The 21,261-nt window shown below is 48.6% G+C and carries 23 protein-coding genes; 19 read left to right on the top strand and 4 right to left on the bottom strand.

Annotation, left to right across the window (positions count from 1 at the left end; translation table 11 throughout):
* Positions 1-343 precede the first annotated feature (343 nt).
* From ACO0LE_RS14375 to ACO0LE_RS14340, 8 genes are all read left to right on the top strand, one after another.
* On the top strand, positions 344-850 hold the full coding sequence (locus tag ACO0LE_RS14375; protein ID WP_422961041.1) for an NUDIX hydrolase: 507 nt from the start codon (positions 344-346) through the stop codon (positions 848-850).
* Between the two features lie 39 nt (positions 851-889).
* On the top strand, positions 890-1,990 hold the full coding sequence (gene mnmA / locus ACO0LE_RS14370; RefSeq protein WP_422961040.1) for a tRNA 2-thiouridine(34) synthase MnmA: 1,101 nt from the start codon (positions 890-892) through the stop codon (positions 1,988-1,990).
* A gap of 143 nt (positions 1,991-2,133) precedes the next feature.
* Positions 2,134-4,335: a TonB-dependent receptor plug domain-containing protein gene (locus ACO0LE_RS14365; RefSeq protein WP_422961039.1), complete on the top strand. Its 2,202-nt coding sequence runs from the start codon at positions 2,134-2,136 to the stop codon at positions 4,333-4,335.
* A gap of 620 nt (positions 4,336-4,955) precedes the next feature.
* Positions 4,956-5,270: a collagen-like triple helix repeat-containing protein gene (locus ACO0LE_RS14360; protein ID WP_422961038.1), complete on the top strand. Its 315-nt coding sequence runs from the start codon at positions 4,956-4,958 to the stop codon at positions 5,268-5,270.
* 176 nt (positions 5,271-5,446) lie between these two features.
* Positions 5,447-5,638, top strand: coding sequence for a Thivi_2564 family membrane protein (locus ACO0LE_RS14355; protein ID WP_422961037.1), 192 nt, complete (start codon positions 5,447-5,449; stop codon positions 5,636-5,638).
* Positions 5,639-5,756: 118 nt separating this feature from the next.
* Positions 5,757-7,376, top strand: coding sequence for an FMN-binding glutamate synthase family protein (locus ACO0LE_RS14350; protein ID WP_422961036.1), 1,620 nt, complete (start codon positions 5,757-5,759; stop codon positions 7,374-7,376).
* A 376-nt stretch (positions 7,377-7,752) separates the two neighbouring features.
* Entirely contained in the window at positions 7,753-8,703 is a 951-nt protein-coding gene (locus tag ACO0LE_RS14345) for a MurR/RpiR family transcriptional regulator (RefSeq protein WP_422961035.1), read from the top strand.
* Positions 8,704-8,899: 196 nt separating this feature from the next.
* The gene (locus ACO0LE_RS14340; RefSeq protein WP_422961034.1) at positions 8,900-9,709 is read left to right on the top strand and encodes a prohibitin family protein; all 810 of its coding nucleotides are present in this window, start codon (positions 8,900-8,902) and stop codon (positions 9,707-9,709) included.
* A gap of 141 nt (positions 9,710-9,850) precedes the next feature.
* Here the strand turns inward: ACO0LE_RS14340 and ACO0LE_RS14335 are convergent, their stop codons facing one another.
* Positions 9,851-10,369: a carboxymuconolactone decarboxylase family protein gene (locus ACO0LE_RS14335; protein WP_422961033.1), complete on the bottom strand. Its 519-nt coding sequence runs from the start codon at positions 10,367-10,369 to the stop codon at positions 9,851-9,853.
* A gap of 88 nt (positions 10,370-10,457) precedes the next feature.
* The gene (locus ACO0LE_RS14330; protein WP_422961032.1) at positions 10,458-11,006 is read right to left on the bottom strand and encodes a peroxiredoxin; all 549 of its coding nucleotides are present in this window, start codon (positions 11,004-11,006) and stop codon (positions 10,458-10,460) included.
* Positions 11,007-11,440: 434 nt separating this feature from the next.
* Between ACO0LE_RS14330 and asd the strand changes: the two genes are divergently transcribed.
* Positions 11,441-12,301 (top strand): archaetidylserine decarboxylase, encoded by an 861-nt coding sequence (gene asd, locus ACO0LE_RS14325; RefSeq protein ID WP_422961031.1) that lies wholly within the window; start codon positions 11,441-11,443, stop codon positions 12,299-12,301.
* A gap of 120 nt (positions 12,302-12,421) precedes the next feature.
* Here asd and ACO0LE_RS14320 read toward each other — a convergent pair whose 3' ends face one another.
* Positions 12,422-13,084, bottom strand: a complete 663-nt coding sequence (locus tag ACO0LE_RS14320) for a hypothetical protein (RefSeq protein WP_422961030.1) — start codon at positions 13,082-13,084, stop codon at positions 12,422-12,424.
* A 322-nt stretch (positions 13,085-13,406) separates the two neighbouring features.
* Here ACO0LE_RS14320 and hemP point away from each other — a divergent pair, with 322 nt between their 5' ends.
* From hemP to bfr, 5 genes are all read left to right on the top strand, one after another.
* Complete coding sequence (gene hemP / locus ACO0LE_RS14315; protein ID WP_422961029.1) at positions 13,407-13,646, top strand: hemin uptake protein HemP; 240 nt, start codon at positions 13,407-13,409, stop codon at positions 13,644-13,646.
* Positions 13,647-13,756: 110 nt separating this feature from the next.
* The gene (locus ACO0LE_RS14310; RefSeq protein WP_422961028.1) at positions 13,757-14,074 is read left to right on the top strand and encodes a hypothetical protein; all 318 of its coding nucleotides are present in this window, start codon (positions 13,757-13,759) and stop codon (positions 14,072-14,074) included.
* A gap of 86 nt (positions 14,075-14,160) precedes the next feature.
* Positions 14,161-14,427, top strand: a complete 267-nt coding sequence (locus ACO0LE_RS14305; RefSeq protein WP_422961027.1) for a (2Fe-2S)-binding protein — start codon at positions 14,161-14,163, stop codon at positions 14,425-14,427.
* Between the two features lie 2 nt (positions 14,428-14,429).
* Positions 14,430-15,131 (top strand): TonB family protein, encoded by a 702-nt coding sequence (locus ACO0LE_RS14300; RefSeq protein ID WP_422961026.1) that lies wholly within the window; start codon positions 14,430-14,432, stop codon positions 15,129-15,131.
* 157 nt (positions 15,132-15,288) lie between these two features.
* Positions 15,289-15,765, top strand: a complete 477-nt coding sequence (gene bfr, locus ACO0LE_RS14295; RefSeq protein WP_422955581.1) for a bacterioferritin — start codon at positions 15,289-15,291, stop codon at positions 15,763-15,765.
* A gap of 270 nt (positions 15,766-16,035) precedes the next feature.
* Here the strand turns inward: bfr and ACO0LE_RS14290 are convergent, their stop codons facing one another.
* Positions 16,036-16,644, bottom strand: coding sequence for a glutathione S-transferase C-terminal domain-containing protein (locus tag ACO0LE_RS14290; protein ID WP_422961025.1), 609 nt, complete (start codon positions 16,642-16,644; stop codon positions 16,036-16,038).
* A gap of 383 nt (positions 16,645-17,027) precedes the next feature.
* On the opposite strand from ACO0LE_RS14290, the gene purB reads away from it, so the two are divergent.
* The 5 genes from purB (at position 17,028) to ACO0LE_RS14265 (ending at position 21,038) form a co-directional block, all read left to right on the top strand.
* Positions 17,028-18,455, top strand: a complete 1,428-nt coding sequence (gene purB / locus ACO0LE_RS14285; RefSeq protein WP_422961024.1) for an adenylosuccinate lyase — start codon at positions 17,028-17,030, stop codon at positions 18,453-18,455.
* Between the two features lie 250 nt (positions 18,456-18,705).
* Positions 18,706-19,242: a cytochrome b gene (locus tag ACO0LE_RS14280; RefSeq protein ID WP_422961023.1), complete on the top strand. Its 537-nt coding sequence runs from the start codon at positions 18,706-18,708 to the stop codon at positions 19,240-19,242.
* A gap of 43 nt (positions 19,243-19,285) precedes the next feature.
* Complete coding sequence (locus tag ACO0LE_RS14275) at positions 19,286-19,900, top strand: YceI family protein (protein WP_422961022.1); 615 nt, start codon at positions 19,286-19,288, stop codon at positions 19,898-19,900.
* Positions 19,901-19,939: 39 nt separating this feature from the next.
* Positions 19,940-20,512: a YceI family protein gene (locus tag ACO0LE_RS14270; RefSeq protein ID WP_422961021.1), complete on the top strand. Its 573-nt coding sequence runs from the start codon at positions 19,940-19,942 to the stop codon at positions 20,510-20,512.
* A gap of 85 nt (positions 20,513-20,597) precedes the next feature.
* Positions 20,598-21,038, top strand: a complete 441-nt coding sequence (locus ACO0LE_RS14265) for a MarR family winged helix-turn-helix transcriptional regulator (RefSeq protein WP_422961020.1) — start codon at positions 20,598-20,600, stop codon at positions 21,036-21,038.
* Positions 21,039-21,261 lie beyond the last annotated feature (223 nt).

Below are 21,261 nucleotides of genomic sequence, written 5' to 3'. Positions count from 1 at the left end.
ACCCGAATCTTACACTTGATATTCGACAACGATATTACACGCAAAATGTTTTTTAGCACAACCGTTCTATTTTCTGCTTTTTCTAGCAAAGACTGCCTTGTATTTGCACCAATAGCGGGCAAATTGCGTTTGCTACACTAGCATGAAAACCCGCTTGAAATAAGGCTTTATCCATAAAACAGCCAAATTTAATACGTCTTTTCCGGCAAAACTGTTTGCTATTAATTCATCATGAAAACTGCCCATAGATAAAATTCGCATTAGCTAATTCGGCATCAGATTTGCTGCTTTGCCACACAATATTTGATGGCAAAGTAAAATACCGGACTTATTGAAAGAAGCTATGTCCACAATTTGGAAACCCTCGGTCACAGTTGCTGCCATTATTGCGCGTGACGACCGATTTTTAATGATAGAAGAAGAGACCGAAGACGGCGTAAGGATCAACCAGCCAGCCGGTCATCTTGATCCCGACGAAACCCTACAACAAGCTGTGATCCGTGAAACGCTGGAAGAAACCGCGCACGATTTTACGCCGACAGAGTTAATCGGGACGTATCTGTCACGCTATGTGTCGCCAAAAACTGGCGAACAGGTGACCTACTTGCGCTTTGCTTTTAGCGGCGAGTTGGGTCAACTGCATCAGCGCGCGCTGGATCATGGAATTTTGCGTACTGTCTGGATGAGTCATGCAGAATTACTCGCATCACAGGAACGCCATCGCAGCCCTCTGGTGATGCAATGTGTGAACGACTACCTGGCAGGTCAACGTGCGCCGCTGTCGCTGCTCTATACGCATCCGTCTGCATTAGACATCAGCATCACGAAATCCAATTCTGAGCATAATTAAGCAAGACCACGAATAAGAAATAAGAAAGAGAAGTACAGCATGGCAAAGAGACGCGTAGTAATAGGCATGTCCGGTGGCGTTGACTCATCCGTCTCCGCATGGCTGCTCAAAGAACAGGGTTATGAAGTCATCGGTCTCTTCATGAAGAACTGGGAAGATGACGATGACTCAGAATATTGCTCGTCCCGCGAAGACTGGATTGATGCCGTCAGCGTGGCTGACGTGGTCGGCGTCGATATCGAAGCAGTGAATTTTGCGGCGGAGTATAAAGACCGCGTATTCGCCGAGTTCCTGCGCGAATATCAGGCAGGTCGCACCCCGAATCCGGACGTGCTGTGCAACGCAGAAATTAAGTTCAAAGCCTTTCTCGACCATGCGATGAAGCTCGGCGCCGATTACATTGCCACTGGTCATTACGCACGCGTTCGTGAGGTCAACGGTGAATTCCAGTTACTCAAAGCCCTCGACGCTAGCAAAGATCAAAGCTATTTCCTGCATCGCCTTAATCAGGCGCAATTATGCAAGACACTCTTCCCATTAGGTGAAATCCAAAAAACTGACGTGCGCAAAATTGCAGAACAACTGCAACTGCCGAATGCCAAGAAAAAAGATTCTACCGGTATCTGCTTTATCGGCGAACGTCCTTTCCGTGAATTTTTAAACCGTTATCTGTCGTATCAACCCGGTGACATGAAAACACCTGAAGGCGAGATCGTCGGCCAACATGTCGGCTTGAGTTTTTACACTTTGGGTCAGCGTAAAGGGATAGGTATCGGCGGCATAAAATCACACCAAAATGCCGATGGCAGCAGCGATGCCTGGTATGTCGCTAAAAAAGATATCGCCAGCAATACGCTGTACGTCGTGCAAGGTCATGATCATCCATGGTTGCTGTCCTCCGCATTAGAGGCCGAGCAAAATAGCTGGATTACCGGACGTGTGCCAGACCAGATCCAGCTTTCGGCAAAAACTCGCTACCGCCAGGCAGACATCGCCTGCGCGCTACAAACACAAAGCGACAGCTTCGCCTTACATTTCGACGTCGCCCAATGGGCGGTAACGCCAGGTCAATCGGCGGTTTTATATGCTGGCGATGTGTGTCTGGGTGGCGGGATTATCAGTGGTGCGACGGCGAGCTAGGCAGCGAGTTAAATGCATGGGTTATGCAGCTCATGGCGAGCTGGCATGCTTGTTTCTTTTGACACGCACCGGGACTTTTTCGCTATAGTGCCGCATCTCAAAAAAATCAGCTTGCTCGTATGCCATCCTGTCTGCCATCCTGTTTGTCATCTTCTACTTCATCCCTGCTTACCTTTTCCCGTTTAGCGCTGTGTGCGCTAACATCGTCCAGCGTATTAAGCGCAACTGCAGCGGACGAGAACGGCGCTGCCAATACCAATAAGGAACCTTTACATAGCGTCGAGGTGCGCGGTGCGCATAGCGTACTGGACGAACGCAAGCAGGCAACCGCCAGCAAGGCCATCGTCAATCAGGAAGACATCGCGCGCTATGGCGACAATAATCTCAGTGATGTGCTCAAACGGGTGCCTGGTTTAGGTTTCAGCAGCACAGGTGCTTTACAGATGCGGGGGCTGGGAAATGGCTATACCCAAATTTTGCTGAACGGCGAAGCGACGCCGCAAGGCTTTTTAGTCGATAGTATCGCGCCCGATTTGATTGAGCGTATTGAAGTCTTGCGCAGTGCGACGGCAGAATTCAGTACGCAGGCAATTGCCGGGACGATTAATATTATCCTGAAAAGCAACGTCAAAAAACCACAGCACGATCTCAAAATCGGCGTCACCAGCAGCAATGGCAAGATTTCACCAACTATGTCACTGCAATTAGCTGATCGACGAGGGGCGCTGGCTTATACCGTTGCCGGAACATTACAACATCAGCAGCGGATAACACCGTCCACTCAGGACGAAACAGGTAGCGGTCAGATCGCATCGATGAATCTGCAACGACACGCCAATCTGGAAGAACGTTTTACCAAAGATGAATTGAGCGTTGCGCCACGTCTGGTCTGGACGTTTTCAGAAGACGACACCCTAACCTCCCAAAGTTTTCTCAGCAGCAGCCGCATCAATAATGTCAAAGAGCGGCATGAGATCAGCACAACCGGTACGCTGTCTGAATTCCCGAACAATACCGGCAGTTGGGATGCGTATACCAATGCCTTGCGCAGCAACCTGAACTGGCGACGTAAATTATCCGACAGCGCCAGGATAGAAACGAGTGTCGGACTCAACATCAGTCACCGGCATACCTATTTTGATTTTAAAGGAATGTCCGCGCAACAGGCTTTGTTAGAGCGACACGAAGTCGTTTCCGGCATTGATGACCAGACCGCGACATTCAGCGGCAAATACACCGCACCATATATTGATCATCATGCCTTGGTGTTAGGCTGGGATGGCAGCCTGATACGTCGCGACGAAAATCGTATTGAGCACATGAGCGATGCGCAGGGGCAAGGTACTGCGGATAGCAATGAAGCCTATCAGTCGAATGTCAGGCGCCTTGCCTTATTTGTACAAGATGAATGGGAAATCAGCCGCCAGTTAAGTGCTGCCCTGGGCTTACGCTGGGAGGGGTTGCAGACCACAACCACTGGCAATGTCCTGAGTCAGGTACATAATCAATCCAGCGTCTTCAGCCCTTTGCTACAAAGTGTGTGGAAACTCAGTGATGATGCCGCCAACGCCAGACAAACGCAGCAATTCCGGCTGGCGCTGACGCGCACTTATAAAGCACCGACGACCACAAGTCTGATCCCGCGTCGCTATACCGTCGATAACAATAACAGCGCGATCAATCCTGATAACCAAGGCAATCCGCAGTTGCGCCCGGAACTCGCATGGGGTTTGGACGCCGCGTTTGAACAGTATTTCGGACAAGGCGGTTTGTTCAGCGTGAGTATGTTTGTACGTAAAATTGATGACGTGATTCTAGATAAAGTAACGCAACAAAACACCGTCTGGACCAGTACCCCGACCAATAGTGGCAAGGCACAAGTGCACGGCATCGAACTGGAAATCAAGTTGCCGCTACAAAACCTCATGAGCAAGGCGCCTGCCATTGATCTGCGTGCCAATCTGAATCGCAACTGGTCCAGCGTCGATCAAATCCCAGGCCCCGACAATCGCCTCGACCAGCAAACACCGCTCAGCGCCAACCTCGCACTCGATTACAAATGGGATCATCAACTCACGCTCGGCGGCAATCTCAGCTATCAACGCGGCGGCAATGTCCGCAACTCATCCACCCTGAGCGGCATGACAGGCAATAACCGGACACTGGATTTATATGCGGCATGGAGTCTGGCAAAACAAACGCAACTGCGATTGTCGCTGACGAATCTGTTCCCCAAAAATAAACTGGAAATTGCCCACTATAAGGATATACAGACGGCTCGCCAATCAACGACAACGACATCGGGATTGAGTAGCGTCAAATTAATGCTGGAACAGGCGTTTTAGCTTGCCCCCGGATAAGGGGAGCAAGTGGCAAGTGCGGTCAAACACTTGTGCAAAAAATGACTTCAAGGATACGATATAGCAAGAGCCGAGCAGCTTCTTTGGGGGAGCGCAATAAATATACTCCCCTTATTTTTTATAAAATCAACCTTAATCCGCAACGTTTATGCAGGCATAAAAAATATACTCCTTACGAGTATATTAAATATGTGAATATATCTAGATATATATATGCAGATACATTTAGATATCAGCGCTATTTTCAGGCGACAACAAATCCATCCCAAGTCTGCTCTCCAAAAAATATATCTACCCCTCGTTTAAGCAATCTCGCCTGATGCGGTCTGAGCTCAATCCAGAGTCAGTTAATCATGAAATGGTAAGTGGCAATCTGTGCGCTAGCAAACAGATCATCACAAATGAAGCAGGCATGATGCGGTGTGTTTGTATGACCGGATCGGCTAAGCAATACATCAATACCCTACCTAATGCATCGCCACCACACGATCCGGTGATCTGATGACACTCTCTTTAGTCAATCACTCCGCCGCTGTCCGGGCTTTTTTTCAACGCCAATGCGGGAATGTTTGCTTCTCAACTATTTTTACATTGAGGTACTTATCATGAAATATCCGATTTTATTATTGACCCTGCTTGGCACTATGACTTTATCCGCTTGTGAACGTCAGGCTCCGCCGGTTGTGGTTCAGGTTCCGGTCGCAGTACCCGGCCCTGCCGGTGCAACGGGTGCAACAGGTTCCACTGGCGCGGCAGGTCAGACCGGAGCGCCAGCGTCTGTCGGTGCGACGGGAGCTACCGGCGCCAGCGGCGCTCAAGGCATGCCTGGCTACGATGGCAATAAAGGTGATGCGGGTGCCAAAGGTGAGCCAGGAACGCCCGGCAAACCCGGCGACACCGTTATCGTCGTGCCCAAATAAATCCGCTCAGATTGTCAGAGGCAAGAAATCCTCTCCGGAGGATTTCTGAAAAACTTTTGCGCGTCATCACATGGCATGCAAAGACAAAAATAGTACGGAACAACACAAATAACACAAACAACATAAGCGACAACAGCCACATTGTCGCGCTATTACAAAATCACAAAGGAAATCCTATGACAATGCTCATCAATCTTATTATTTATCTGGTGATATTCGGACTAATCTGGTGGCTGGTTGGCTTACTTCCCCTACCCTCACCGGTGGCACAAGTCGTACGCGTACTATTCATCATCTTATTGATTGTGATTATTTTGTCCGCGTTCGGTATTGTGCCCGGCATCCATTTGCCGAGCTTATCAGGCTGACTCCGCCAAAGCTCATGTCAGCCATCAGCGACAGTCCCAGTATTTGATACTAGCTTGACCCGCGCGCACCGTTGTACACTCAGGGGATACCATCACCCGCTTATCAACGGAGAACACCATGCATGTTGCGCGCTACCTGACTTTGATCATTGCCAGCTTTGTGTTTTTGTTGTCGATGTTCATTGCCTATTTATTTCACGCAGGCTGGTGGCTGGTAGCACTTTCTGGTGGCATCACGGCAATCGGCGTTGCCGACCTGCTGCAAACCAAACGCTCCATCTTACGCAACTATCCCATCATCGCGCATTTTCGTTTTTTCTTTGAATCGATCCGTCCTGAAATACGCCAGTATTTTTTAGAGGAGGATACCGCTGCCAATCCTTTCTCCCGGAATCAACGCTCGATTGTGTATCAGCGTGCCAAGCAAGAATTGGATAAGCGCCCTTTCGGTACGCAGCTTGATGTCTACCAATCGGGCTATGAATGGATCAATCATTCGATTACCCCTAGCAAAATAGATAACCACGATTTCCGTATTACGATCGGCGCGGATCGCCCGCAGCCCTACTCTGCCAGCGTGTTTAATATCTCCGCAATGAGCTTTGGCGCCTTGTCGGCGAATGCCATTCGGGCACTGAATCAGGGAGCACAAAAAGGCCGCTTCATGCATGACACGGGCGAAGGCAGCATCAGCCGTTATCACAAGCCTGAGAGCGACGATGAGTCAGGTGGCGATCTGGTCTGGGAAATCGGTTCCGGTTATTTTGGCTGTCGCAACGCAGATGGCAGTTTTTCTGAAGAGCGCTTCGTCGCCAGCGCCTCTTTAGCTCAGGTCAAAATGATAGAACTGAAATTGTCACAAGGCGCCAAACCAGGCCACGGCGGCTTGCTACCTGGAGCCAAAGTGACGATAGAAATCGCTGAGGCTCGCGGCGTTCCGGCAGGTACAGATTGCGTATCACCGGCATCGCACTCGGCATTTTCTACTCCGGTAGAAATGCTGCAATTTATCGATAAACTACGCACACTGTCCGGCGGAAAACCGACGGGCTTTAAATTTGCCGTCGGTCATCCATGGGAATTTTTTGGCATTGTCAAAGCCATGCTAGCAACGGGGATCACGCCGGACTTTATCGTGGTTGACGGCGGAGAAGGCGGCACCGGTGCGGCTCCGGTCGAGTTCACCGATCACGTTGGCGTACCTTTACAGGAAGCCTTGCTGCTCGTACATAACACGCTGGTCGGCACAAACCTGCGCGACAAAGTAAAAATCGGCGCTTCCGGCAAAATCATTACCGCATTCGATGTCGCTCGTACGATCGCTCTCGGTGCTGACTGGTGCAACTCAGCTCGCGGATTCATGTTTGCACTCGGCTGCATTCAGTCACAAAGCTGCCATACCGGCAAATGCCCGACCGGTGTCGCAACCCAGGATCCGCTGCGTCAACGTGCCCTGTTCATTCCCGATAAGGCAGAGCGTGTTGCGCATTTCCACCAAAATACCCTCAAAGCACTGGCAGAACTGATCGCCGCAACTGGCTTACATCATCCTTCAGAACTCAAGCCCTACCATTTGGTACGCCGCGTTTCGGGCAACCAAGTCAAACTGGTATCTAGCCTACTACCTTATCTGGACGCTGGAGAACTGCTAGATCCTAGTCAGCTTAGCCGCATGCCGGAGGTATTCTCAACCTACTGGCCACTGTCTCGGGCAGAATCGTTCCATCCGATCAAATAAACATACTCCCCATATTTAGATAAAAAATACACCCATTCCGCATGTATTTATTAGAGTTTTAAAATATACCCGGGTGGGTATATAAAATGGAAGCTCTTACATGGCACGGCGAGAAATTGTATTCTTTCATCTTTTTACTAACAAAATTGAGTAACGAGATGTTATTTCAAAATAAAACTCGATAGAAACCCGATATTCTTGGCGGCTACCTAATTTCATTCAATTTTAACGAGAAAAAATCTGAAATTCGGCTCTGCGTAAAATTTCAGCATTTTTTTGATGCGTTTTATTTCTTTACAATTTAAAACGATGAAATTATATTTACATTTAACCTGCCGATTAATCTTTACTCACCTCCTTTAGATTGCCACCGATCATGAATCGATTCGATAACCAAGCACTAGGTGGTACGGTTAATACCCGCATCGGCAAGGTGTATATGCACCTATCCAAGGCGCACAGAAAAACTGCCGACTACGTGTTATCGAATGTCTTCCGCTCAGCAACCATGTCGATTGATGAACTGGCAAATGCCGTCGGGATCTCGGTTGCAACTGCAAACCGCTTTGCCCGCGCACTGGGCTTTGAAGGCTATCCGCAATTCCGCGCAGAATTGGTCTGCGGTTTTGAAGCGATGTTGGCACCGATTGATAAATTGCGCAGCGAATTACAACGCCCGGCGACCAGCACTGAAATCATTGCGGGCTCGCTGAATGAAGATATCAATAACCTTGAGGCGACACGTCGCTCTCTGGTCGCTGATGTCTGTAATCAGGCTGTCAAAATGATTTCGAATGCCGAACGCATCTATATCGTTGGTTATGGCGCGAGTGCTTTTCTCGGCGGACTGATGGCGCATGGGCTGGATCCGTATTGCCAGACTATACAATCCACGATTGGATCGGGCGGACCATCGCATGTGGCACGTCAGTTATTCAAATACACCGAACGTGATCTGGTGATTGGCATTACCTTCCCGCGCTATGCAGAAGATGTGATCACGCTATTGCAGCAGGTACGGGAAAAAGGTGTGCCGATTCTGGCACTGACTGATGCCCCCAGCTCGCCGCTGGCATCGATTGCAAATCTGACCTTGTACGCGCAAACCCGTCGTCAGCTGTCACCGAATTCCGAAGGTGCGGCTCTCTGTCTGATCGAAGCTATTTGCAGCGCCGTCGCGCATCAAGCCAAATCACCAGTGCACGCTGCGTCAGAGATGACAAAATTCATGCTGCCATGGATGTATCAGGAACCAAATTCAGGCGCACGCAAATCAACGCCCGTCGAAGATACGACAAAAAAATCACCCTCTGATCATCCTGTCTAGTCATCCCGCTTGATTCGCGCTGACACATCCATGTTGCGATGTGTTTGATGTCGTCCCCGCCGAGCAATACCGGACTAAATCACCATCAGCGTGTTGGTGAAATCAATCACCGATTACCGCAGGATTTCACTGGCACAAACACTAGCCAGCTACTACACTTGCCTTGTTTTCATTCAAACAACAAGGTACATCCATCATGCTTGCACAAAAGCTGCCCAAAATTATTGCGCTGGTCATTGTTCTCATCCTGCTGTTCTCTCTTTCACCTTTTGCTACGATCCCGGCAGGTTATCGCGGGGTATTGACGACCTTCGGCAAACCGTCGGACGAAGTGTATAGCGAGGGTATTCACTTCGTCTGGCCAATAGCACAAAGCATGCACCGTGTCTCTGTCGCGATCCAGAAAGGCGAAGGCGACGGCGATGCTGCTTCCAAAGATTTGCAAACGGTACACACAAAGATTGCGATCAACTATCACATCCGTCCGGACGCTGTCGTATCGGTGTATCGCGACCTCGGTAATGAGGCAGGTGAGCGCATCATTATCCCTAGCGTGCAAGAAGCGGTGAAAGCCGTTACCGCGCGCTTCACTGCCGAAGAGCTGATCTCACGCCGCTCACAAGTCCGTGATGAAATCATCCTCGCATTACGCGAACGGATGGCCCGCCACGGTCTGGTCGTCGATGAATTCTCCATCGTCAATTTCAACTTTAGCAAAACCTTTAACGAAGCGATCGAGGCGAAGACAACAGCAGACCAATTGAAGATGAAAGCGGAACGCGACCTGCAAAGAATCGAAGTCGAAGCGAAACAAAAAATCTCCCGCGCCCGCGCTGAAGCAGAAGCCTTAGCTCTGCAACGTCAGCAGGTGACGCCAGAATTACTACGTTTGCGCGAGACCGAGAATCAGGCAAAAGCGATAGAGAAGTGGGATGGTCGCTTACCGACAACCACCGGTGGCGCGATTCCTTTCCTGAACATTGGCAGCCGTGGTGGTGATAAGTAAAAGACATGCAAGAAGTCATTCACCCAGCGTCTGACATGTTGAATGTGAAGGTTGAAGGTTGAATCTCGGAGGTAGCAAGCAAAACGGCAGCCTCACTGGCTGCCGTTTTTACATACTTTTGCAGAAAGAAACAAAGAACAATTATTCTGCAGCGATCACCTGTGCTGCCGCATTTACCACCGCAGCGATACGGCCAACATCACGCAACTGCACGGTCGACATTCCTTCTTTTTTCAACAATTCAAAATGCGATTTCACACAGAAATGGCATTTACCAACGATCGATGCGGCAAGCGCATACATTTCAAAACGACGCTTATCAACACCACCGTTTGTCGCGTACGCGTTCATACGTAATTGCGCCGCCTGAGTTTTGAGATCGGCATCATCTGCCATTTCAACGAACGGATACCAAACGTTATTCATCCCCATTAAAGCGGATGCCGTTAAGGCCGCATGAATTTCTTCAGGCGAGATCGCGCCGCTGCCTTTGATTGCATCGATGATGGCCTTGCTTTTTGCAGCGAATGCCGCAGCCAGCGCAACGCCGACGGCATCATTGCCTTCGAGACTAGAGCGAGCAATCGTGCCATCGATATTCAGACGGATATCTTTCGCATAATCAGGAATAAGGTCTTTAATTGAATTTAAGAATTCCATAGTATTTACCTATCATTTCGTGATTTTAAAACCCGCCGAGGCGGGTTTTCGTCATTGATGTGGACATAACACGGTGTCCGCGTCAAATTTACAGTGTAGAACCACCAACTGTGCGATTGCATGGGCACAGTTCATCTGTTTGCAAACCATCCAGAATACGCAAGATTTCTGTCGGGTTACGGCCGACGTTCAGATTATTCACCGAAACGTGTTGAATGACATTGTCTGGATCAACGATAAAAGTCGCACGCAAAGCCACGCCTGCGTTCACATCACGTACACCCAACATATCAACCAAAGAGCCTGTAGCATCACCGAACGCGTGGTGATTCAGCTTGTCCAGATCTTTGTGTTCACGGCGCCATGCCAATTTGCAGAATTCGTTGTCAGTAGAGCCGCCCATCAAAATAGCGTCGCGATCAGCGAAATCTTTTGTCAATTTAGCGAATTCAACGATTTCTGTCGGACAAACGAAAGTGAAATCTTTTGGGTAGAAGTAAATGATTTTCCATTTACCCGGGAAAGAGGCTTCAGTGATTGTTTCGAAAGCGGATACGCCGTTTTCTTCATGATGATTAAAACCTGGCTTAGCTGCTGGTACGCTGAACGCGTCGAGTTTTTGACCTACAGTTTTCATAAATTTCTCCTGAATGGTGGTGTAAAGAGTGGCTAAAACAGTCTGTTTAGTCACATTGGATCGAAGCATATCACTATGAATTTTAAATATCCAATAGATTTTAGCTAAAAACAAATTAGCCAAAACATATACCAGTTAATGGTGCGCCTTTGATTAACGACTATCGACGCCCATTGATGCTCCACAGCAGCATCATGCAGCAGATCTAATACAAACGTATGACATTTAGCGGAAGGAATTGAACGTACCGTATTGAGTGCGCATCTACCGCTTTAGCCGTTCGCTGGCATTAACCCACTAAGCATTGCTTGCTGTCTGCGTTTGCACGAAGTAATAGCGGTTTAGTGGAAAATCCGGGTTAACCCCGGATTAAGCTCCCATTCCGCGCAGTCACCGTTATAATCCTTGCACTTCTTTATTTGGATTGATTTATCGTGTCTGATCGCCTCGCTGTATTACCCCAATATTTAATGCCAAAAAAAGCGCTGACTGAATTTGGCAGCCTGATTGCCGATGCTAAAGCAGGCAATCTGACGACTAAACTCATACGCTGGTTCGTCGGCAAATATCAGGTCGATATGAACGAAGCCGCAAATCCGGACATCGCCAGCTACGCCAGCTTCAACGAATTCTTTACGCGAGCACTGCGCCCGGATGCCCGTCCATTAGCGGGCGCCGATATGGTGTGCCCAGTTGATGGCGCCATCAGCCAGTTTGGCCCGATTGCACAAGGCCAGATCTTTCAGGCGAAAGGTCATGATTATTCTGCTACCGCCTTAGTCGGCGGCGATAAGGAGCTGGCAGCCCATTTTCATAAAGGCAGTTTTGCAACCATTTATCTGAGTCCGCGTGATTACCACCGTATTCACATGCCTTGTGATGGTCGCCTGACGAGAATGATCTATGTTCCCGGTGATCTGTTCTCTGTCAATCCGACTACCGCTCGCGGTGTACCGGGCTTATTTGCTCGTAATGAGCGTGTTGTTTGCGTGTTTGAGTCAGCGAACGGCCCGTTTGTACTGACACTGGTGGGTGCGACGATCGTCGGCAGTATGGCGACAGTCTGGCACGGCATTGTCAATCCGCCGCGTACCAAGCAAATCCGGGAATGGCACTACAAGAATCAGACCATCGTTCTTAAAAAAGGCGAAGAAATGGGGCGCTTCTTATTAGGCTCGACCGTCGTTCTGCTATTTCCAGAAAACACGGTGGATTTCAACCCTGCGTGGCAAGCTGCCGGTCCTGTCCGCATGGGCGAGATGATGGGTAATACACCGAAACAACTGAATCCTTAAAAAATCGCGGACAAGCATTACATCCGATAATACAGTATTACTTGTCCGCGATCTCGACACTACCGGTAGTAGAAATTACTCTTCGGCACAGGTGAAGTTCCTGCATAGGTAACGCTCCCGTCATATCGCGGTCGCTTTAGCAGCGCTGACTGCCTCTTGCAAAATACTGCGTATGGCCGGTTCTGCACTGAGTGCGCTGGCTTCTTGTTGCTTACCCAATGCATCCATCTTCTTGCCGCGCTCGTCCATTTGCTTGCCCATTTCATCCATTTTTTTACCGAGCGCATCCATTTTTTTTGCGGTCTCGCTTTGGAATACAGTTGCTGCCATCTTGACGCCCAGCGCTCCCATGCTGACGCCATCGGCCCCCATTTCCAGCCCCAGTTGATTCATCTGACGACTAGTCTGATCCAGCTCTTTGAGCGCCTCATTCGCCTTGGCGACCAAGGTACTGTCTTGGATCAAATAACTTTTACCATTTTGCTTAAACCATAAAAAATCTGTACTGCGCCCCGATCTCAGCTTATCCACACTCCGGATCTCAGACGACGTGCAGTAAAAAATAGAATCCGCACCCGCAGCCGTGCGTACCAGAGCGTAGGTCAGATCGCTTTTCCGGTTTTCGATCTGCACATTCTTTGATAGCAGCTCTTTACTGATACTGATATTAATTGAGGCCGTTGACGAGGCATCACCTGAACCCGCCCAGCTTGCCATTGGCGCACTTACCAAGCCTAAACAGCACAGACTGATTGCTGCAACACACATTAATTGACGACGCATAAGATTCTCCGCAAATAAATTCATGGCGCTGAATTATCTGCATCAGGCCATGTAGCAATCATACTGCGTGCTCAAAACTCCTTATATCGCTTTCCGACAAACTGCCAAAACAAACGTCTGGAACGCCAGATGAGAAGATAAGCAGCGCGGCCACACCCTAGATTTATTCCTCAGGTCAGTTGCACTGTGTCATGCACCCCCATTTCACCCTGGCTGATACATAGTACCTACCCATAATTTGATCAAAAAAAGCTTGCAAAGCAAAAGATTTTGCACAATAATCTAAATAAGAATTGTTCTCATTAATATTTAAGAGGTAGATATGACTGAATTGATGACGGAATTTTCCACTCAGGAAAAGACCGCAAGCACGTCCACAGACAGCGCTACCCCACTGACATCAATCAGCATGACTAACAAAATGGCCATCGACGGGAAACAGATACCGCGCCTGAAAAGTCGGGAACTGATGCGTGAAATGCGTGAGGTTGAGATTGACCATGAGGGGAAAATTTATCGCCTACGCGTTACGCAACTGAATAAATTGATCCTCACTGCCTAGCCGGTAATCCCGGCAAACCAGGGAATCATCAGAATTGTGTTTGATTGAATACTGTAGCCAGCAAAGCGGAATTCATGCGAAGCGAGCCAGACACCCACCAGGAGAGTTTGATGCTTAGCACGAATCCGGAGTTTTTTGAAACGCCCGCCAAAGCGAATCAACCAGAATTATTAGTTTCAGCGGTCCTGCATCTGATGTCGCATTACACCGTCAGCACGGGACAAAATAAAGATGACGGTGCTTGTTTAAAACTCGCTTCCGTGATTGAACGGCACTTGAAAATTTTAGCCGAACTGCCTGAGTTAGGGCCTGTACTCAAAGCAACATGCCTGCAATTATCAGAGCAGTGGGCAATCTTGGTCGAGCACAGTCTGTCGAGGCAAGGGCGAGTCAGTCTGTTTGAGCGCCTGGTCTCAGGTAATCGTTAGTACGTGACCAAGCGGATTGAGCGGATGAAGTGAATTAGCGAAATCAGCCTGAACAGGGTCTTATTAAATTGATTTAGAGGAATAGCATGATTGTCTGTGTTTGCAATAATATCTCAGAAAAAAAACTGCGTCATGCGGTCGCATCGGGTTTAAACACGATGGCAGACTTGCGCACTCACCTCGACGTCGGAACCTGCTGCGGAAAATGTGCTAGCTGTGCACGCAGCATTCTGCGCGAATGCCAGAACGCTAGCCAAAGCGCTCATCACGCAGTCATGGCATCGGTAACGCCAATGACTTTTCAACGCCAGCCCGCTACGCCTCATTTTCAAAATAATGCGCTGGCAGCATGAGTATGAATATCGTTCTGAGTCCTGCCATGTTAGGTCCCGCTAAATTAAGTCTTGATTACCCGGCGTTCTCTGCTCGCCCAACCACACGCTTATTACCGATCCTGGGTATCGTGCTCACGCATATCGCACTGATCTATGCATTGGCCAATGGATTGCTGGTTAAAGCTGTACAAATTATTCCTAAGGAAATCATGGTCAGTATGGTACAGATTTCTGAACCGCCTCCTGTCGTGAAGCCAAGTGTTAGCCTGCCCAAGCTGAACAATGCACCAACGGTATTTGTCCCGACACCCGAAATTGCCGTACCTGTCGTCAATACGGCGAATATCCAGGTCAGCAGTACACCGCCAGTGACGCAGCCAATCGCCGCCTTAGCGGAGAACACGCCGCCAGTACAGGCTCCGGTCCATCAGGTCGCGACGCCAAAGCTGGTCACGGGCGTCGAATACATTCAGCCTCCGCAAGCAGACTATCCGCCGCTGTCACGTCGTATGGGTGAAGAAGGGAAAGTTACCTTACGCGTACTCGTCAATGAAAAAGGCCGTGCAGAAAAAGTAGAAATCCAAAAGTCGTCTGGCTCGAATCGCCTAGATGAAGCAGCCCGAATCGCCATTCTGCGTGCCCTGTTTAAGCCACATATTGAAGACGGTCGCCCATTAATGATGCTGGCAACAGCAACGATCAGTTTTTCGTTGAATAGCTGACAGACACATCAGACTTATCACTCATTAATAACTTACATCGCGCCTGAGTAACCGGTAAAACGGCACTTAGGTAATTTTGTTTGGTTTTCATCTCCCATATCCTCTCACCGCATCTATACTAGAACATTAGTCTTCCCACAACATATCCGAGGTTCCCATGAAAGGTGACGCAAAAGTAATCAAGTTACTCAATGCGCAGCTCACAAATGAGTTAAGTGCGATCAATCAATACTTTCTGCATGCACGTATGTACAAGCATTGGGGCTTTGAAAAAATCGCCAAAAAGGAATATCAGGAATCCATCGGCGAGATGAAGCATGCCGACAAACTGATCGACCGCATCCTGATGCTGGGCGGCCTGCCTAATCTGCAAGCTCTGCACAAGCTAATGATCGGCGAAGATACGCCGGAAATGCTGCATTGCGATTTAAAACTGGAAAGTGCTGCGCAAAAAACCGTAAAAGAAGGCATTGCGACCTGCGAGGCTGCCGGTGACTACGTATCACGCGATTTGTTTCAATTGATACTCGACGATACCGAAGAACATATCGACTGGCTAGAAACGCAGCTCGACTTAATCGAAAAAATCGGTCTGCAAAACTATTTGCAAGCGCAAATGCTGGATAACGAGTAGCGGAAGGAAATCATTTGAACTCATTCAAATGACTAGAACCCATTCGAGCTTGTTTTAATTAATCAATTTGAATTAATTTGAATTTAATTTAATTAATTATTTAATAGACGGATTTAATCCATAAGAGCGAGTTCAAAATAAAAGGGATGCATGCCAATAAGCTTGCATCCCTTTTTTATCATCCGTCTAAACTCCGTGCTTACGTAGCAAAGCAATTAGTAGAGTAACCAAACAAAGTGAATACTGAAATCACCTTATTGCCGGCAATGTTTATTGAGGAACCGTGTCTTTGAACGAAGGACGCTCAGACAATTTATCGAGCAATTTCGCTAAATTTGGATAGTCGCCACGCCACTCAATTTCAGGGAAGCGGAAAGATAACCAGTCCAGAGTGCAGGCGACGCTGACGTCAGCCAGTGTCAAATGCGTGCCGGAGCAAAAAGCCGTATCGCCCAAACCGCTGGACATAGCTTTCAAGCCTTCAGTGACCTTGCTCATCTGGCGCGCTATCCAGGCAGCGCTTTGCTGTGCTTCGGGACGTTGATTTCGCTCCAGACGGATCAAAATAGCAGCATCGGCCACGCCATCTGCCAGAGCTTCCCAGCATTTGACTTCTGCGCGTTCGCGGCCATTCACCGGGATCAACTTACCAACCGGGGTTAAGGTATCCAGATACTCGACAATCACGCGAGAATCGAACATAGCACCGCCATCTTCCATTAACAAGCATGGGACTTTACCCAGTGGGTTGGACTGCTGGATTATGGTGTCTGGCACCCAGACATCTTCTAACACTAAGCTGTAGTCAAGCTTCTTTTCCGCCATAACGACGCGGACTTTTCTTACATAAGGACTTGCGAGGGAACCGATCAGTTTCATAGGCACTTTGTGAATTTATTCGTCCGAATTATAGCATCGCCACCTGTAAAACCCGTTTCCGGTCTTGCTCCAGAACAGGTGTAAGCGAGGCTGGCTAATGGTAAAATCACACATTCCACGCAAAAAACAGAATAAATCTGCCAGAAATACCTCGTTTTACCATTCGAATCGCTATTACAGATTATATCGGGAACTTGCACATTTTGTTGTATTTTGCGCAATTTAACTATTTATCATAATTGCCGCAAAATTGTCAGATGCTGGTGCGGCAACGACGCTAATACGCCGGGTATAGCAAGGGGTTGCTTCATCGCTTTAGCAGTTTTTGCGCTGATCCTATGTTTTTTGCCACTCTTTTTTCCACTTATCACTGCCCGCACATCATGACACTCTCTACTCTCTCAGCACTGTCCCCGCTCGATGGCCGCTACGCCAGCAAAGTTAATGCATTGCGTTCTACTTTGTCCGAAGCTGGTTTTATGCATCACCGCGTTAAAGTTGAGGTGTCCTGGTTGCAAGCGTTATCTCAGGCAGGCTTTGCCGAGATCACCCCTTTTTCATCCGCCGCAAATGCCTTGCTAGATAAAATCGTCAGCAACTTTTCTGAAGACGACGCAGCGCGGATCAAATCGATCGAAGCCGTCACCAACCATGACGTCAAAGCGGTCGAATACTGGCTGAAAGAATCCGTCGGCCTGCCTCTGCCAGACAGCTATGGACATTTACCGGCGCGCCAGTTAGCAATTGACGCGGCGATCACAGAAGAGTTGAAATCAGCCGCGGAGTTTATTCACTTTGCCTGCACCTCCGAAGACATCAACAATACCTCGCACGGCATGATGCTGAAAAATGCACGTGACGGCGTCATGCTGCCAGCGCTGGAAAGTCTCATCGCTCGCCTGACCGAACTCGCTCATAGCAATTCAGACGTTCCCATGCTGTCACGCACGCACGGTCAGGCAGCCAGTCCGACTACCTTGGGCAAAGAGATGGCGAACGTCGTCGCCCGTCTGCAACGTGCCGCAAAGCGTATTGCTCAGGTAGAAATCCTCGGTAAGATGAATGGTGCCGTCGGCAACTACAATGCGCACTTGTCCGCTTACCCACAGCATGACTGGGAAAGCTTCTCCAAAGCCGTGATTGAACAGCGCTTGGGTCTGACCTACAACCCATACACGATCCAGATTGAACCGCATGACTACATGGCGGAAATGTTCGACGCCTTTGCCCGCGCCAATACCATCTTGCTCGATCTCAACCGCGATATCTGGGGGTATATTTCAGTTGGTTATTTCAAACAAAAAACCAAGGCAGGTGAAATTGGTTCCTCGACGATGCCGCATAAAGTTAACCCGATCGACTTCGAAAACTCCGAAGGCAATCTTGGTCTGGCTAACGCCCTGCTCAAACATTTATCTGAAAAATTGCCGGTCTCCCGCTGGCAGCGCGACCTGACCGACTCTACCGTCTTGCGCAATATCGGTGTCGCGCTCGGTTACACCTTGCTCGCTTATGACAGCTGCCTGCGCGGCCTGAACAAGCTGGAAACCAACCCTGAGCGCCTGGCAGCAGATCTCGATTCAACATGGGAAGTGCTAGCAGAACCGGTACAAACCGTGATGCGTCGCTATGGCGTAGAAAACCCGTATGAACAGTTAAAAGAACTGACGCGCGGCAAAGGTATCTCTAAAGACGCTCTGCGCGAATTTGTCTCTGGTCTGGCAATTCCACAAGATGCCAAAGATTTGTTGCTGGCGATGACGCCTGCCAATTACATCGGCATCGCGGCGAAGTTAGCCAAGGCAATTTAAAGATTGCGCGACTGGCCTGGCTAAATAAAATAAGTCAGGCAAGCCGTGTTTTTACCGCAGAAATTCGCAGGGGAAAACCTGAAATTCCCCTGGAAAAGTTCAAGTAAGCACACTATTCTAAAACCTAGTTTTGGGCAGTCTCTGCAAACTTGAACTTTTTTTGCTATATTAGTTCTAATGCGAACTAATTAATATGCAATCACTATTTAATTAATTAGTTTCATCACAACCTATTTTGACAGGAGTCGTCATGCCCACACCACAGCGCTACCCGTTAGCAAGTATTGCGTTTCACTGGCTGATTGCGCTCTTAATTGTTGCTGCCTTTACGCTGGGCACCATCATGACCGATATGAAAATCAGTCCAACCAAATTGCAATACTACTCCTGGCACAAATGGCTGGGCGTAACCGTGCTAGGCCTGGTTGCCTTGCGCTTGCTGACACGCTTGCTGAACCAGGCACCCGCCTATCCGAACAGCATGCCCGAATGGCAGAAAAAAGTAGCAAGTCTGACTCATGGCGTACTGTATTTGCTGATGTTTGCCGTACCGCTATCGGGCTACTTCTACACGTCTGCCGCGGGATATCCCGTGGTGTATCTTGGCCTGATACAACTACCTACGATTATTGGTCCCAATCCTGAATTAAAGCCGGTATTAAAAGAACTGCATGAGCTGCTCACCAATGTGTTACTGATACTCGTGATACTGCATGTAGTCGCGGCGCTCAAACACCATTTCATAGACAAAGATGGCCTATTGCAACGCATGCTGCCTGGCCGATAACTCCATTCGATTACGTCGTTTATCCTAATTAAAAAGGAACATTATGTTCAACATTAAATCACTATTCACACGCAAGACTGCAACATCGAGATCAATATCAGGATCAAGATCGGGCACAGCAGCAGTAATTCTTGCGCTGGCGACTGCCATTGCTATTCCTGCCTATGCCGCACTGGTCAAACTCGACACAGCAAAAAGCGCCGTCACCATCATTTTTAAACAAATGAACGTACCGGTTGATGCGAAGTTTAAAAAATTCAGCGCCAACATTGATTACGTTGCGGTCAAACCAGAAGCCTCCAAGGCCAGTGTCGAAATCGACCTCACAAGTTTTGATCTCGGCGATCCTCAATACAACCAGGAAGTCTTGAAAAAAGAATGGTTCAACACAGCACAATTTCCGAAAGCCAGCTTTGTCTCCACTGCGATGAAGCAAAGCGCTACCGGCAAATTAGATGTCAGCGGCAAACTCACGATCAAAGGACGCGTCCTTGATGTGACTTTCCCTCTGACCGTCAAGAAAGAAGGAAGCGGCCAGGTATTTGATGGCAGCCTCCCGATTAAACGCCTTGCTTTCAACATCGGCGAAGGCGAATGGAAAGACACCGGCATGGTTGCCGATGAAGTAGTTATTAAGTTTCACGTTGTAACGCAATAAAACCAATTGAATCACATCCAAACCAACAAGGACTACACCATGAAATTACGTCAAATTATCGCTGCCGCTTTACTTCTGAGCGCTGCTCCAGTATTCGCACAAAGCTACACCATTGATCCTAACCACACCTACCCAAGTTTTGAAGCAGATCATTTCGGCGGCCTGTCTGTATGGCGCGGCAAGTTCGACAAAAATAGCGGCAAAATCACGTTAGACCGTGCGGCAAAAACCGGCACAGTCGATATCACCATCGACACAACATCGATCAATTTCGGTCATGAAAAAATGAATGATCATGCCAAGTCCAAAGACCTGTTCAATGTCGCTCAATTCCCGACTGCGACTTACAAAGGTACATCGATCAAGTTCAACGGTGATACACCGGTATCAGTACAAGGCGATTTCACTTTGCTGGGCGTGACCAAGCCTTTGACATTGACGATCAACAAATTCAAATGCATTCAGCATCCTATGTTGAAAAAAGAAGTCTGCGGCGCTGATGCGACAGCAGAATTCAAGCGCACAGACTTTGGTCTGAACTACGGCATCGCTTATGGCTTCGCACCAGAAGTCAAACTGTCGATCCAGGTTGAAGCCATCAAAGCTGATTAATCTCAAGACAGCATAGCAATATCGCAGGCACATTGACCGGACCGAAACAAGTCCGGTCAACTAACATTCTTCTCGAATTGATTTTATGGGTAAACGTTTTCTGCGCAGCATACGACTACTGGCTGAATGCATGCAGGCGTTTGAACATTGTTCGACGTTGAATGTTCGCCAGTTCGGATTAACGCATTCCCAGTTTGACATCATCGCCACACTCGGCAACACCGCAGGGATGAGCTGCAGAGAGCTCGGTGAAAAAACTCTGATTACCAAAGGAACGCTGACCGGCGTGCTTGATCGTCTTGAGCAAAAAGGCCTGATCCAGCGCGAACGTAATGGCGAAGATCGTCGTCAACTTTTTATTAAATTAAGTCCGGCAGGAGAAGCCGTTTTTGATGATGTGTTTCCGCAAGTCGTCGCCAATGGCGAAAGACGCTTTACTGCTTATAGCGAACAGGATTTCGTCGCGCTGGAAAAAGAATTAGTCAAACTGAAGACCAGCCTGACCCAGCATATCGGAAAGAAATAGTCCGTCTCTGGACGTGCGCTTCATACAGTCCACGCCAGCCTCTACCGCTCACAGCGTAACCATCCCCCCCAAGCGCAAACTCGTCGCAATATTGATGCCGCACTTGAGTTGCAATGACGATCCGGCTTAATACCATCGCCTCTAAAAAAATATATACCCCCTACCTGTATTTTATAAACCTCCCTATAAAAGCGCGGGAATAGGGTTATTTTTATAAAATAAA

The sequence above is a fragment of the Undibacterium sp. Xuan67W genome (assembly GCF_049340165.1).
Lineage (GTDB): Bacteria > Pseudomonadota > Gammaproteobacteria > Burkholderiales > Burkholderiaceae_D > Undibacterium.
Note: the sequence above shows the minus strand (reverse complement) of the source record. Positions and strands in the feature narration are given on the sequence as shown.